Genomic DNA, 15,187 nt, shown 5'->3' with positions numbered 1-15,187 from the left:
GTGACAACTCTTTCTCAATTAACGGGTGGCGGCGGAACTTGAACGGCTGGCTGTATCGAGAAGCTCAATAAAGTGATCAAACAACTCGGCAGCATCGTGCGGGCCCGGGCTCGCTTCTGGATGCCCTTGAAAACTAAACGCAGGCAATTGAGTATGATGGATACCTTGTAAAGTGCCATCAAATAACGATTTGTGTGTGGCTTTCAGATGTTCCGGTAAGCTTGCTTCTTCCACAGCGAACCCATGATTCTGGCTGGTAATCATCACACGGCTCGTAGCCAAATCTTGCACCGGATGGTTTGCGCCGTGATGCCCATGCTTCATTTTCACCGTTCGAGCGCCTAGTGCTAAGGCAAGCAATTGATGCCCCAAACAAATACCAAATATCGGTAATTTCTGTTCTAAAAACACCTTAATAGCAGCAATCGCATAATCACAAGGGGCTGGATCACCGGGGCCATTGGATAAGAAAATACCATCGGGTTGCAAGGCAAGAACATCATCGGCAGAGGTTTCAGCAGGCACTACAGTAATCTTGCAGCCTCTATCTGCTAACATTCGCAGAATATTGAGTTTCGCACCAAAATCATAGGCCACAACGTGGAACCGCGTTTCCCCTTGCGCTTGGTGGCCAACACCGAGTTTCCAAGTGCCTACTGTCCATGGATAAGCGGCACTGCACGTGGCTACTTTCGCTAAATCCATGCCCGCAAGACCGGGAAAATCATTAGCGGCGGCTAGCGCTTCCGCTATGGGCGCTTCCTCTCCCGCGGCATACGTGATGATGCACCCATTCTGCGCTCCAGTTTCCCGCAATCGATTGGTTAATCGACGAGTATCAATATCCGCTATGCCAAGAATATTTTCTGCTTTTAAATAATCACTGAGGGATTGGGTACTACGAAAATTACTAGCTATGGGGGATAAATCGCGGATCACTAAACCTTTGGCCCAAATACGTGAAGATTCTGAATCTTCGGGGGTAGTGCCGTAATTGCCAATGTGGGGATAAGTGAGAGTAACTATCTGCTCTGCGTATGAAGGGTCGGTCAATATTTCTTGATAACCTGTCATCGCTGTATTGAAAACAACTTCACCAACAGCCTGCCCATCTGCACCAATTGCTGTGCCATTAAAAACAGTGCCGTCAGCGAGAACCAGGATTGCCCTGCGTTTGGTCTTACTCGCCGAAATACTCAAGGGTACCTCCGAACATAAAAAAACGGGCAAGTTGAATACCACTCCCCCGCTTTACACCGAATCATGCACAGCCAGACCCTCATCACTTACAACTTAAAGCGTGTTGTATGCTTTTTTCACTGTAATTTGCGGATGGCTGCACCTGTGCTTGCCGGCGTTCGGCAAATTGTTCTTATGATACTAAATAAGCGGTTTTCAGTCTAGCCCGAGCATGTCCTTCATTTGATAAAATCCGGGTTTCTGCGGTTTTGCTAACCAAGCAGCAGCTCTAAGTGCCCCAGCTGCAAAAGTACTTCGCTGGGCAACCCGGTGAGTTAACTCAATGCGCTCACCCGCGACAACAAGGTAAACTGTGTGTTCACCTACGATATCGCCAGCACGAATACTAGCAAAGCCAATACTTCCCGTTCTGTGAACCTCATCTTTGCCATTGCGATCATACGCAGCCACATCTGCAAGCACTTGCCCGCGGCCTCGTGCCGCCGCATCACCGAGTAACAATGCCGTGCCCGAGGGTGCATCTTGCTTTTTGGTATGATGAGCTTCCAACACTTCAATATCTGCTTCCATGCCAAGAACTCGGCTCGCATTTTCGGTTAACGCGGCCAATAAATTGATCCCTACACTTGTATTAGCCGCGTATAAAATTGCAATAACCTTGGCTGCATCTTGCATCTTTGCTGCCGTTTCTTGCCCAAATCCAGTTGTGCAAATAACTGCGGGTACACGCAACTTTTGATACCAGGTTAACCGTTCGGGTAGTGATTCAGGTAGAGCAAAATCAATCACAACATCAGCTTTTTGCAAACACGAAAACTCACCTGAAACTGCAACACCATTTGCCTTAATCCCAGCTAACACGCCTGAATCAATGCCTTCAGCCTCCGAGTTTTCTCGGCCTAATGCCGCTACAAGGTTGAACTGCTGCGAATCAGCTAAGGCCGCCACAACCTGCCGGCCCATGCGCCCACTAGCACCTACAATTGCAAGATTTTTCGGTTTCATCACTTAACTGTTCCCTAGCTCACTCTTTCAATTCGAGGTAACTACATCTTTTTCGGTAGCTACTTTATTTTCCATACTAGCGGAGAGCACTTGCTCGTCAACCATATTCTCAGATTTTGCTACCACTAACGAAACCGCCATATCGCCGGTTACATTGGTTGCCGTGCGCATCATATCAATAATTCGATCAATTGCAGCAATAAAGGCGATACCCTCTAAAGGTAAACCTACCGCCGATAAGGTTACGGTAAGCATTACCATAGCTGAACCCGGCACACCCGCCGTACCAATTGATGCTAAGGTGGCGGTGAGCATAATAATACCGTACTCCATAACACCTAGTGGAATACCGTAAAGATGCGCAATAAAAATAGCCGCAATAGCTGGGTAAATGCCACCACACCCATCCATGTTAATGGTTGCCCCTAAAGGCAAAGAAAAACTGGCATATTTTTTCTCAACGCCTAAGCGTTCCGTTGTGGTTTTCAAGGTAGAAGGTAACGTGCCAAAACTACTTGATGTGGAATACGCAATCAGTTGAGTGGGAAATATCGCTCGAAAAAACTGCCACGGCTTCACCTTGGCTCCAAAACGTACCAAGCTGCCATACACAAATACGATATGCAGAATACACGCTAGGTAAATAGCCACAATGAATTTACCTAACGGCAGCAGCATTTCTATACCGTAGCTTCCTACTACCCATGCCATCAAGCCAAACACCCCGATCGGCGTTAATTCAAGAACATAGCGGGTGATTTGATACATAATTTCCGCGCCGCCCTGAAAGAACTGTTTCGCCGGCTCGGCTTTTTCTTTCAAGCCATTAATCGCAACCCCTAGTAGGGCCGCGAAGAAAATAATTTGTAGAACTTTTCCTTCCGCTAGCGCCGCAAACGGATTCGTTGGTATTACCGAAAGTAGAACTTGACTAAACGGAGGAATATTACGCTCTACGGTTTCTGCAGCAGTTAATTCAATACTCGGTGTTAAATCTAAAAAGGTGCCAACAGCCAATCCGATTGTAGAAGCAATAAGCGCGGTAAACAAAAATAAACCGACTGTTTTACCGGCCAAACGGCCCAAATTCGCCTGATTGCCCATACTCGTTATGCTACTTACGATAGCGAACAGCACCAAAGGTGCCACCAACATCTGAATGGCGCGCACGAAGAGCTGTCCGAGCGGCTGCATGGCAACCCCTACATCAGCAAGAAAGAAACCCAGTAAGGCGCCGAGAACGAAGCCGCCGAGAACACGCTGCCAAAAAGGAATTCGAAACCATGCTTTAATCATTCTTACCTCTGCTTCACGCATAAGATGTGCAAAAAACCGCTGAACCCGAGAGCTTAACGAGTTCAACGGTTTTTCGACAAGAATGGTTCGTTCTTACTTAGAACTTTCTGGTTGCTGGCTCAATTATTTAGGCTTCTTGGGCGCGGGCATTGAGGTAGCCGTCCAGCAGAAGCTCGGGCTTCATACAATGGCATAACACGCGGAACCTGAGCACTTAACTCACGAATACGGCTCGTGGGTGAAGGATGGGTAGAAAGCAGCTCAGGTGTGGAACCACTGCCTTGTGCAGCCATATTTTCCCATAATTTGGGTGCTTCTTCTGGTCGGAAACCTGCACGAGCCATTAAATCTAAGCCAATTTCATCCGCCTCACTTTCATGGGTGCGGCTGTAAGGCAGTGCTACGGCGATTTGCGTACCTATTCCTAATGCTGCCATGATCATTGCGCGCTGCTCCGTAGGCCTATCTGATAAGGCTAGATCAGTTCCCAGCAATGCCCCACTTATGAGTAGGTTTGTCGACATGCGTTCACTACTATGCTCAGCCATTACGTGGCCAATTTCGTGCCCCATAATCGCGGCCAACTGGTGCTCATTCTCGGCAAGTTTCATAATACCGGTGTAAAATCCGATATGCCCGCCAGGGAGAGCAAAGGCGTTAATCGCATCAGATTCAAACACGGCTACTTCCCACTCAATGCTTCGATACTGATCGGGCAAGATTTCTATAATTGCATCGGCTACACATTGAACATAACCATTTAATTCTGCGTCGTTAGATACTTTTTCTTGCTGCTTCATTTCGCTAAAAGATTGTTGACCAAGCGAATTAAGAGCACCTCCAGAGAACAAATTTAACTGGCTGCGGCCGGTAGGTGAGGTAGTGCACGCCACTAATAAAAGCGAACTAAACACAAGTATCGATATAAACCCGATAAATTTCATGGCATTTCCTTTCCGATTAAAGCGATGAACTTTTAATATAGCAAGTTCCATGTTTATTACCCATTAAATCGCAATAACTTGAACGAATATTTGCGCTTTTCTATTTATCTATCAGTATAGTTTTCGGTATTAAAAAAGGAGTGCAGCTCAATGAACATGCACTCCGTTTATGTTGCCAGCTCATGGGATTTACTCTGAGCAAATGCCGGTTAAGCTGCTTTGATGGTTCACTCGTGTTATCAATTCCGAGTTAAATCATCAAAGAATTTTTTCACACCATCAAAAAAACCGCGTTCCTTGGGCCGATATTTTGCTGCTTCATCACCGGTGCCCATGGATTCTTCAAATTCTTTCAATAATGCTTTTTGTTTTGACGATAAATTTACCGGTGTTTCTATCACCGCTTTACACACCAAATCACCAATAGCACCAGAGCGCACTGATTTAACACCTTTACCACGCATACGGAACATCCTTCCGGTTTGCGTTTCTGCTGGTATTTTTAATTTCACTCGGCCATCTAAAGTGGGCACTTCAACTTCTCCACCGAGGCCTGCTTGGGTAAAGCTTACCGGCACTTCACAGTAAAGGTTGTTACCTTCACGGCGGAAGATTTCGTGTTCACGAACGCGAACTTGAACGTATAAATCACCGCTTGGCGCACCATTCTCACCAGCTTCACCTTCACCGGTTAGGCGCACTCGGTCGCCTGTATCTACACCCGCCGGAATTTTCACATTCAGTGTTTTGGTTTTCTCTTTACGGCCCTGGCCATGGCAGCTTCCACAAGGATTCTCAACTATGGTTCCACGCCCATGGCATTGCGGACATGCTTGTTGCACCGCAAAAAAGCCCTGGCGCATTTGCACTTGGCCCGCACCATGGCACACATCACACGTTTTCGGCGTACCCTTATCGGCCGATCCGGTACCATCACAATCATCGCAGGTACTCAAACGCGGTATTTTTAACTCAACTTCTTTGCCACGCACCGCATCTTCGAGGGTCATCTCTAAATCATAGCGAAGATCGGAGCCCCGTTGCGCACGCCGGCCACCGCCACCGCGCCGACCACCACCGAAAATATCACCAAACACATCACCAAAGATGTCTGAGAAATCAGCTCCGCCACCAAAGCCGCCTGCGCCAGCGCCGCCACGAGCAGGATCAAAGGCATCATGACCATACTGATCATAAGCTCTTCGCTTCTCATCATCGATCAGCACTTCGTAGGCTTCTTTTACCTCTTTGAATTTAATCTCAAGGTCTTTATCACCTTTAGTGCGATCTGGATGCAGCTTCATTGCTAGCTTTTTATACGCTTTCTTGATATCGCGATCGGTTGCATCCTTCGCTATGCCAAGAACTTCGTAATAATCTCTTTTTGCCATAATTCTGTGTTCTCTGTCAGTCTGTCAGACACACACACGGGCGTTCCCGAAGGTAACGCCCGTGCCAAGATAGTAACTCAACGCTTCAACTTACTTTTTTTCGTCGTCGTTTACTTCTTCAAACTCAGCGTCAACCACATCATCAGCTGCATCACTGGCCGCATCTGCTGAACCCTCAGGTTGCTGCTGCTGAGCTTTTTGCTGGGCTATCTCCATCAACTTCGCAGAGGCCTCCATGAGCGCTTGAGTTTTCGCTTCCATGGCTTCTTTGTCACTCGCCGCCATGGCTTCTTCTAACTCATTGATTGCAGTTTCAATCGCAGTTTTATCATCCGCTGGTAAATCGTCACCTGCTTCCTCAACCTGCTTTCTGGTAGCATGAATTAAGCCATCAGCTTGATTTCGCGCTTGTACCATTTCTTCGAACTTTTTATCTTCTTCCGCATTTGCTTCAGCATCACGAACCATTTTTTCCACTTCATCGTCCGATAAGCCCGAAGAAGCTTTAATAGTGATTTTCTGCTCTTTGCCAGTATCTTTGTCTTTCGCTGATACATGCAAGATACCGTCAGCGTCGATATCGAAAGTAACTTCGATTTGCGGCTGTCCGCGCATCGCCGCACGAATCCCTTCAAGGTTAAATTGGCCAAGTGATTTATTATCACTAGAACGCTTACGCTCACCTTGCAACACATGAATGGTTACTGCGCTTTGATTATCTTCCGCAGTTGAGAAAGTTTGCGATTTCTTCGTTGGAATCGTTGTGTTTTTCTCAATCAGCGGCGTCATCACGCCCCCCATGGTTTCAATACCAAGGGAAAGTGGGCAAACATCAAGCAACAATACGTCTTTCACGTCGCCTTGTAATACGCCAGCCTGTACCGCAGCACCAACGGCAACTGCTTCATCAGGATTCACATCTTTGCGTGCTTCCTTACCGAAGAAATCAGCTACTAACTCTTGTACTTTCGGCATGCGAGTTTGCCCACCAACGAGAATAATGTCGTTGATTTCACCAACTTTCAGACCTGCATCCGCAAGCGCCTGTTTTACTGGTTCAAGGGTTTTCTTCACCATATCTTCAACAAGCGATTCAAGCTTCGAGCGCGTTAATTTAATCGCTAAGTGTTTCGGCCCTGAACTATCAGCCGTAATGTATGGTAAGTTCACTTCCGTTTGCTGGGCAGAAGAGAGCTCAATCTTTGCTTTCTCACCGGCTTCCTTCAAACGTTGCATCGCCAGTGGATCTTTGCGCAAATCAATACCTTGATCTTTCTTGAACTGCTCTACTAAGTAGTTGATTACACGGTTATCAAAATCTTCACCACCCAAGTGAGTATCGCCATTCGTTGCCAATACTTCGAAGGTGTGCTCACCGTCTACTTCATCAATTTCAATGATTGAAATATCGAAAGTACCACCACCTAAGTCGTATACAGCTACAGTGCGATCGCCACTTTTCTTATCCATACCGTATGCAAGCGCAGCTGCTGTTGGCTCGTTAATGATACGCTTCACTTCTAAACCAGCGATACGGCCAGCATCTTTTGTTGCTTGGCGTTGCGCATCGTTAAAGTAGGCCGGAACAGTGATTACTGCTTCCGTCACTTTTTCGCCAAGGTAATCTTCTGCTGTTTTCTTCATTTTCTTCAAGATTTCAGCAGAAATCTGTGGTGGTGCTTTCTTGTCACCTTTAATTTCCACCCAAGCGTCGCCGTTATCGGCTTTCACAATGCCGTAAGGCATGATGCCGATGTCGCGCTGCACTTCTTCATCTTCGAAGCGGCGGCCTATCAATCGTTTAATTGCGAATAAGGTGTTTTGTGGGTTGGTAACGGCCTGGCGTTTTGCCGGCGAGCCAACCAATACTTCGCCATCATCAGCGAAAGCAACAACAGAAGGCGTTGTGCGGTCGCCCTCCGCGTTCTCAATTACGCGGGCTTTATCGCCATCCATGATAGCTACACAAGAGTTTGTTGTGCCTAAATCGATACCAATGATTTTACCCATGTTTTTTTACTCCAAACGTTCAATTTGTTACCAGGATGTCTTGTAAATGGGGACGCCCTGCCTGAATTTCAATACTGATTACAAGGTCTTTCGCTTTTTTGCCGATTTTTAACCAGCGGCACGCGAAACCATTACCATGGCCGGGCGTAAAAGCCGGCCGTTTAGCAGATAACCCTTTTGCATCACATGCATTACCGTATTCGGCGGTAGATCTGCGTTTTCCTGCATACCCATCGCTTCATGTAACTGAGGATTAAATGGCTGACCTTCCGGGTTTACAACTTCCAAACCAAATTTTTCAATAGTTTGAATGAAGCCTTTATGCGTCATTTCAATCCCTTCAGCTAAATTTGCTTGGGCTGAATCTTCTCGATCGATGGTTTGCAAAGCACGCTCGAGATTATCAATCACTGCGAGTAACTCACCGGCAAATTTCTCTAAGGCAAAGTTCCGAGCCTTTTCAACTTCTTGAGCAGCACGACGGCGAATATTTTCCGCCTCAGCAGCTACTCGAAGTGCTTTATCGCGTTCTGCTTGAACTTCTGCGCGTAAAGCGGTTACTTCTTGCTGTAAGCTCTCGTTGTCGAGCTCAGGTTCCGCTGTTTCCGCAGAGCCTTCCACTTCGGTTGTAGCATCCAATACCTGTTCATCTGCACTTTCAACTTTGGTTTCTTGCTCTTTCTGTTCCGGTTGGCTTTTATCGCTCATGCCTTGCTCCATAAATTCCGAAAGTTACGTTGCGCACTGCTCACTGGCTACTTTGATATACTCAGTGATTGCATGCCCAACCTTGCTTGCTTTCGGATATGGGGTCGGTTAATTCAAATTCAAGGATAAATTTTGCAATAACAAGCTTATTGATCTATTCCACTAAAAACCGTAGCTTAAGCTTATCCTCAATCCGGAGATTTCTATGCCCAAAGCGAACGCCCCAACTAACCCGCCTTTTTCGGTAATCGGCCTACTTTGTAAGAACGATTCCGAAACAGCTTTGGAAACTCTGTTGCACATATCAAAAACGTTAGTGGCTAACGATTATCGCGTGTTAGCTGATGCTTCTGGCCCCTGTGCTAATTTGCCAGCGGCGGTTATTCGCTCTAGCCTTGCAGAAATTGGTGAGCAAGCCGAGTTAGCCATCGTGATTGGTGGCGATGGTAAAATGCTCGGGGCAGCTAGAGAGCTCAGCCTGCACAATATCGCGGTAATTGGGGTGAATCGCGGGAATCTCGGCTTCTTAACGGATTTAGCACCTGACGATGCCAGCGCTCAACTCCTTGACGTTCTCAAAGGCCACTACGATGTAGAGCAGCGGTTCCTCCTCGATGCGCGTATTGAGCAAGGCGGTAAAACAATTCATAGCGCCAACGCCATGAATGAAGTTGTGTTGCACTCGGATCAAGTAGCCCACATGTTGGAATTTGAAGTAGAAGTGGATGGCCAATTTGTTTTCAGCCAACGCTCTGATGGTTTAATTATTGCAACACCTACCGGTTCTACCGCGTATTCGTTATCTGCCGGTGGCCCAATTCTCTATCCTGGTTTAAACGCCATAACTTTGGTACCCATGTTTCCGCACACATTGAGTAGCCGCCCCATAGTAGTAGGCGGCGATAGTGCGATTCGAGTACGCGTGGCCCCAGATGATCAGCCTTTACACATAAGCTGTGATGGTCACGTAAAACTACCCGTTCCTTCCGGTGCGGAAATTTACATTACCCGGCAACGCCATGCGTTACGGTTAATTCATCCCAAGGGATATAACTACTACCATGTACTTCGAAATAAATTGAACTGGGGTAGCCGTTTGTTTTAGCCGGAATCGGCTTTTTTGCATATTTTTTCAACACCCTCTTGCACTACTGGATAACTACTGTATATTTACTGTATAAATAAACAGTAACGTATCCCGTACCTGCTCTGGGAGGCAAAAATGCTGACACAACTTCACATTCGAAACTTCGCTATTGTTGATAAGCTAACAATTGATTTTCACAACGGAATGACGGCGATAACCGGGGAAACCGGGGCTGGTAAATCAATTGCTCTCGATGCCCTTGGTTTATGCCTAGGTGCTCGCGCGGAAAGCACCATGGTGAGGCCTGATAGCGAAAGAGCCGAAGTAACCGCAAGTTTTAATGTGCACTCCCTGCCGCTAGTTATGCAATGGTTAATCGAGCACGATATGCTCGATGAGAGCGAACGAGAAGACGACAACTGCATTATACGCCGCACATTAACAGCAGAAGGCCGCTCAAAAGCATTTATAAACGGTGCTCCCGTTCCTGTTTCCTTGCTCCGCGAACTCGGTGGTATGCTCGTAAGCCTGCATGGCCAGCACGATCATCACCTTTTAATGAAAACTGAGTATCAACTGGCATTACTTGATCAATTTGCCAACCATAGCGGCCTTTTAAACAAAGTAAACAAAGCTTTTCGTGAATGGCGTGCCCTAGTGCGTGAACAACGTAAACTAATTGAACAAGAAGAGGCTCAGGAATCGCGCCGGCAACTCTTACAGTATCAAGTAAACGAACTAGATGATTTCAATTTAGCTGCCGATGAATTTTATGAGCTGGAATCTAATCACAAGCGTTTGGCTAATGCATCTGGGTTGTTAGAAGATAGCCAATTTAGCTTAAATTGCTTATACGATGGTGAACATAATAACACATACACCCTTTTGCAATCGGTAATAGAGCGGCTAAACGGTAGTGCCGAACTCGATAGCAATCTGGAACCAATGGTTGCAATGCTAAACGATGCAGCGGTGCAAATCGAAGAAGCAACTAGAGAATTACGCCATTACCAAGACGGTGTTGATTTAGATCCAGAGCTTCTGGCCGATTGTGAAAAGCGGATGGGCATTGCTATGCAACTGGCGAAGAAACATCAAACGGCTCCCGAGCGTTTATCTGAACTCCATGAAAGTTTGAAAACGGAATTAGCTGAGCTCACGGCCTCAACCGAGCGGCTAGATTCCATGGATGGGGAAATAGATAAAGCTAAAAATAACTTTGCAACACTAGCCGCTGAACTAAGCAAGAACCGGGAAAAAGCAGCGGCTAAATTGGCGGAACAAGTAACTAACACTATGCATAAATTAAATATGCCAGATGGCGAATTTTCTGTAGCAATTGAGAGTAACATTGAAGAATATGCATGCTCCCAAGGTATCGACCATGTTCGTTTTTTAGTATCTGCTAACGCCGGGCAGCCCCAACAACCGATCAATAAAGTAGCTTCAGGCGGCGAACTATCGCGAATTAGTTTAGCGATACAAGTGCTCACTGCTGGGCAAGATAACTTACCTACAATGATTTTTGACGAGGTAGATGTGGGTGTAAGTGGCCCTACGGCAGCTACCGTAGGCAAGCTACTCCGGCAATTAGGGCAAAATAATCAAGTGCTTTGTGTTACCCATTTACCCCAAGTTGCAGCGAGAGCACATCAACAAATGTTCGTGAGCAAACACACTGAAGCAGGCAAAACTATTACTTCTATGCGTGCTCTCACAGATGAGCATCGCATCGAAGAACTAGCACGTTTGCTAGGTGGTGACACGATCACTAACCATACCTTAGCAAATGCTCGTGAATTACTTGCAGGGTGATATGCTAGCACCTTCACTGATAGGGTAGAATAAACTACCGGCTTCAAAACGAAGGTATTTGTAGCAGCCTCGGGAACTTTTATTCCTTCCAGCGGACGAATAAAAGCCGTGGATGGGTGGCATCCGAGGCTCTTTTTAAGCTAAGATTCACTTCTGACACATTGTCTGAAATAGGTAATTCGGGTTTTATATGAGAATTTTATTAGCGCTTGCGCTTGCAACCGCAGTTACAAGCTGTGCAGTGATTGACCCTTTAGTTTACAAAATCGACATTCCTCAGGGAAACTACCTTGAGCAGCGTGATGTTGACGATCTTCGTATTGGTATGACCCGAGAGCAGGTTCGTTTCGTACTAGGTTCACCGGTTGCAAATAACCTATTCCGGGATGATGAATGGAACTATGTGTTCAGAATGAAGCCGGGCCGAGGCGAGATTGTTACTAGAGCGCTCACAGTGCACTTTGAAAACGATGTTTTGGCCTCCATTTCAGGCGATTTTGAGCCTCACGAAGATTTTTATACACCACTTGAATCGTAATCTGTTAGCGTTGGTATAACGGCAGTTCTGTTACTTTCCTACATTTGGTGTGCGCGAGACATAATAGAACTGTACTGAATCCCTAATTCATACCAGCGGCAATGCCGCTGGTTCGATTTGAGAGCGCTGCAATAGATGAAATCAAGCAATGCCCATCTAACACCTGAATCAAGTGCGGCAGATAACAACCGTTATCGCTACATCACTTTAGATAATGGGTTGAGGGTATTGTTGGTTCACAGCCCCACAAGCCCCCAAAGTGCAGCTTCATTTGCAGTGAACGCTGGGCACTTTCAAGACCCTGATTCAGCACCGGGTGTTGCTCATTTTCTAGAACATCTTTTGTTTCTTGGTACCCAGAGTTTCCCCGATGCTGATGCGTTTGCGAAACGAATCGATACCCACGGCGGGCATTTCAATGCATGGACGGGCACCGAGCATAGCAATTATTATTTCACTACCGCCAACGCTGGTTTTGCTGAATCTCTCATGCATTTCGCGGAGCTTTTCAAAGCTCCGTTACTCGCTGAGGAATGGGTTGAAAAAGAGCGCCAATCCATAGAAGCTGAATATCGGTTAAAACTTAAAGATGAATTACGGCGCCTTTACGAGGTGCATAAAACGCTGGCTAATCCGGAACATCCGTTTTCGAAGTTTTCAGTGGGCAACGCCATCACGCTTGCTGATAGTGCTAGCATCAAGATTCGCGAACGGCTCATGGCCTTTCATCAGCAATATTATGTTGCCAACAATGCGGCTTTAGTTCTTGCCGGACCTGATTCTTTAAATCAACTTGCGGAACTTGCCGCAAAAAGCTTCGGTGATTTAGTAACTGGCGATGCCCAACCCCCATTGCCTGATGTACCAATCTATCAAAAATCACAAAAAGGCTGCTTTATTCGGGTGAAACCGATTAAACAGGCAGCTCGGTTGATATTAACCTTCCCTTTACCGGAAATTAACAGCGATTACCTAAACAAAACAACGAGCTTTATTGCTCACCTATTAGGCTACGAGGGCCCTGGCAGCTTGTGCTACTTCTTGCGCCAAAAGCAGTGGATCAATGAACTTTCAGCCGGCGGAGGCATGAGCGGCTATAATTTCAAAGATTTTAATATCAATATGCAACTCACTGAGGAAGGTTTGCAGCAGGTAGAATCTATCATGCGTGCCTGTTATCAGTATATCCAGTTAATTGGCGCAAAAGGCCTGCAAAAGCAGCTCTACAATGAACGACAACAAATGATCTCCCTAGCTTATCAGTTCCCAGAATCGATTCGGGTAATTGATATGGCTTCTCAGCTGGCTATCAATATGCTGCATTACGAGCCAGAACACGTGGTTAGTGGCGATTACCGAATGGATGCCCTGAAAGCTAACCGAGCCCATGAGCTGCTCTTGTTAATGTGCCCAGAAAACACAAGGGCTACACTTATTTACAACGCCGCCAAAACTAATAAAAAAACTAAGTTTTACGGCGCTGAGTATAGTGTTGAAGCATTTAGCAAAAAACAAATCGCTCAATTCAAGATGCCATTTAATACCGATGAATCGGCAGAATTTACTGTGCCAACAAAGAACCCTTACATTCCAGAGCGTATTAAACCCCATGAAGTGAGTGAGGAACGCCAAGGTGGCTGTGAACGCAGTGGTTACAGCCCGAAAAAATTACGCGACGAGAATGGGGTGGCGCTGTGGCATTTACAAGATATTCACTTTCGCGAACCGCAAGCGCATATTTACCTCTCGCTGCAGCTCCCATTAGCAAATGCAAGTGCGCGCAATAATGCGATTAGTAGAATTTGGTGTGAACTCGGGCAAGAGTTATTGAGTGAGCAATTTTATGATGCTGAAGTGGCGGGAATGCACTTCAACCTATACCCGCAGCAAGCAGGAATCACCCTGCATCTCGCCGGCTTTTCCGATAGGCAACCCACGCTTTTTAAGGATTTAATGCGTTCGTTGGCGGCATTACGCTCAAGCGAGCAGCACTTTCAATCAGTGCGCCAACAAATGCAGCGGAATTGGCAGGCGATTCACCAGAACAAACCTGTGAACCATTTATTTTCACTACTCCATCACCAATTACAATACGGCTCATATACTGCGGCACAACTGGCCGAAAGTGTTGAGGATCTGGATTTCGAGCATTATTGTAATCTACTACCGGGTATGCTTCGTGACGCACAGGTGAAGTTACTTATTCATGGTGACATCCAAGCCGAAACAGCCCTTGAACTTGCACATTGGGTAGAAAATACGCTTCCGGTTGTTAGTGTGCAAAAATCAAAAGCTTTGCGTTCGGTTAAACGGCTCAGCAGTGGCATTTTCGAAACCTCATTTCATAACGAGCATAGCGATTATGCATTTGCCCTGTTTATTCAGGGGCGCAATACTTCATTATCAGAAAAAGCACTGTTTTTAATCTTAAATCATATTTTCAACCCATCTTTTTTCAATTCGTTACGCACCGAGCAACAGCTTGGTTACCTCGTAGGTTCAAGTTATATACCCATGCATGGTTTACCAGGATTACTCTGTTATGTGCAATCACCAAGCCACACGGCTGCGCAAATACGTGAGGCGATTGAAGCATTTATAGCGGATTTTATTGTGCAACTAGAATTCTTAAGCACGGAGATTTTAAACAACGCAAAAGCGGCTGTGTTAAACCATTTAACTGATTCCGCACCAAGCCTAAGGATTCGCGCGCAACGCTACTGGAGCTCCATAATTAATAACCAAGGCGAGTTCACGTTAGCCGCAGAGGTTGCTGATCAGGTACAGGCAACCACATTAGAGGAATTTCTTGATTTTTGCCGCTCCCGCTTGGGGAGCGAGATCGCAGCAATGGCTCTAGCTTCTAGCCAAGTTAAATCTTAAGCTTTGAAGAAAACTGCAGTTCGCCCTTGAGCTTGCAAGCGGCGCATGCGTTTATGTGTGCGGAACATTGGTAAAATAAAAGGCCCGAACATTAAACCTAAAAGCGCCCAGCGCCGTGGCCCCATAGCGTGCTGCCAAGCTTGAACGTAATAGAATCCGGCGGAAATAAAAGCTAGGAGCAGAAAAAATAGCATGAACTATTCTCCTTATTTCTCGAAAACCACATCTTAATGATACAGCAAACACCTAACTCCTGCATTTACACAGGTGTTATGCCACCAACACCCCTACTAACAGCAAACAAACATTT

Annotated in this window: 12 protein-coding genes; 4 read left to right on the top strand and 8 right to left on the bottom strand. The window is 46.3% G+C overall.

From position 1 onward, the window contains the following. Positions 1–18: 18 nt before the first annotated feature. The 7 genes from carA to grpE all read right to left on the bottom strand — a co-directional run bounded on the left by carA (position 19) and on the right by grpE (position 8,554). Entirely contained in the window at positions 19–1,200 is a 1,182-nt protein-coding gene (gene carA / locus CWE08_RS06155) for a glutamine-hydrolyzing carbamoyl-phosphate synthase small subunit (protein ID WP_126766779.1), read from the bottom strand. A 195-nt stretch (positions 1,201–1,395) separates the two neighbouring features. Beyond that, a complete protein-coding gene (gene dapB, locus CWE08_RS06150; protein WP_126766778.1) occupies positions 1,396–2,205 on the bottom strand; it encodes a 4-hydroxy-tetrahydrodipicolinate reductase in 810 nt (269 codons plus the stop codon). Positions 2,206–2,232: 27 nt separating this feature from the next. Then, complete coding sequence (locus tag CWE08_RS06145) at positions 2,233–3,501, bottom strand: dicarboxylate/amino acid:cation symporter (RefSeq protein WP_126766776.1); 1,269 nt, start codon at positions 3,499–3,501, stop codon at positions 2,233–2,235. A 119-nt stretch (positions 3,502–3,620) separates the two neighbouring features. After that, a complete protein-coding gene (locus CWE08_RS06140) occupies positions 3,621–4,445 on the bottom strand; it encodes a M48 family metallopeptidase (protein ID WP_126766774.1) in 825 nt (274 codons plus the stop codon). A 239-nt stretch (positions 4,446–4,684) separates the two neighbouring features. Next, positions 4,685–5,836, bottom strand: a complete 1,152-nt coding sequence (gene dnaJ, locus CWE08_RS06135; RefSeq protein ID WP_126766772.1) for a molecular chaperone DnaJ — start codon at positions 5,834–5,836, stop codon at positions 4,685–4,687. A 90-nt stretch (positions 5,837–5,926) separates the two neighbouring features. Beyond that, the gene (gene dnaK, locus CWE08_RS06130; RefSeq protein WP_126766770.1) at positions 5,927–7,846 is read right to left on the bottom strand and encodes a molecular chaperone DnaK; all 1,920 of its coding nucleotides are present in this window, start codon (positions 7,844–7,846) and stop codon (positions 5,927–5,929) included. Between the two features lie 108 nt (positions 7,847–7,954). Next, positions 7,955–8,554, bottom strand: coding sequence for a nucleotide exchange factor GrpE (gene grpE / locus CWE08_RS06125; RefSeq protein WP_126766768.1), 600 nt, complete (start codon positions 8,552–8,554; stop codon positions 7,955–7,957). 205 nt (positions 8,555–8,759) lie between these two features. Here grpE and nadK point away from each other — a divergent pair, with 205 nt between their 5' ends. From nadK to CWE08_RS06105, 4 genes are all read left to right on the top strand, one after another. Next, a complete protein-coding gene (nadK, locus tag CWE08_RS06120) occupies positions 8,760–9,659 on the top strand; it encodes an NAD(+) kinase (RefSeq protein WP_126766766.1) in 900 nt (299 codons plus the stop codon). 117 nt (positions 9,660–9,776) lie between these two features. Further along, positions 9,777–11,456 carry a DNA repair protein RecN gene (recN, locus tag CWE08_RS06115; RefSeq protein WP_126766764.1) on the top strand — a complete coding sequence of 560 codons (1,680 nt, stop codon included), beginning with the start codon at positions 9,777–9,779 and terminating at the stop codon, positions 11,454–11,456. A 190-nt stretch (positions 11,457–11,646) separates the two neighbouring features. Continuing rightward, positions 11,647–11,994: an outer membrane protein assembly factor BamE gene (locus CWE08_RS06110; protein WP_126766763.1), complete on the top strand. Its 348-nt coding sequence runs from the start codon at positions 11,647–11,649 to the stop codon at positions 11,992–11,994. A gap of 135 nt (positions 11,995–12,129) precedes the next feature. Further along, positions 12,130–14,877, top strand: a complete 2,748-nt coding sequence (locus CWE08_RS06105) for an insulinase family protein (RefSeq protein WP_126766761.1) — start codon at positions 12,130–12,132, stop codon at positions 14,875–14,877. Here the strand turns inward: CWE08_RS06105 and CWE08_RS06100 are convergent. Further along, positions 14,874–15,071, bottom strand: coding sequence for a hypothetical protein (locus tag CWE08_RS06100; RefSeq protein ID WP_126766759.1), 198 nt, complete (start codon positions 15,069–15,071; stop codon positions 14,874–14,876). The genes CWE08_RS06105 and CWE08_RS06100 overlap by 4 nt on opposite strands. Between the last annotated feature and the right edge of the window lie 116 nt (positions 15,072–15,187).

The organism is Aliidiomarina iranensis (assembly GCF_003987135.1).
Classification (GTDB): domain Bacteria; phylum Pseudomonadota; class Gammaproteobacteria; order Enterobacterales; family Alteromonadaceae; genus Aliidiomarina; species Aliidiomarina iranensis.
Note: the sequence above shows the minus strand (reverse complement) of the source record. Positions and strands in the feature narration are given on the sequence as shown.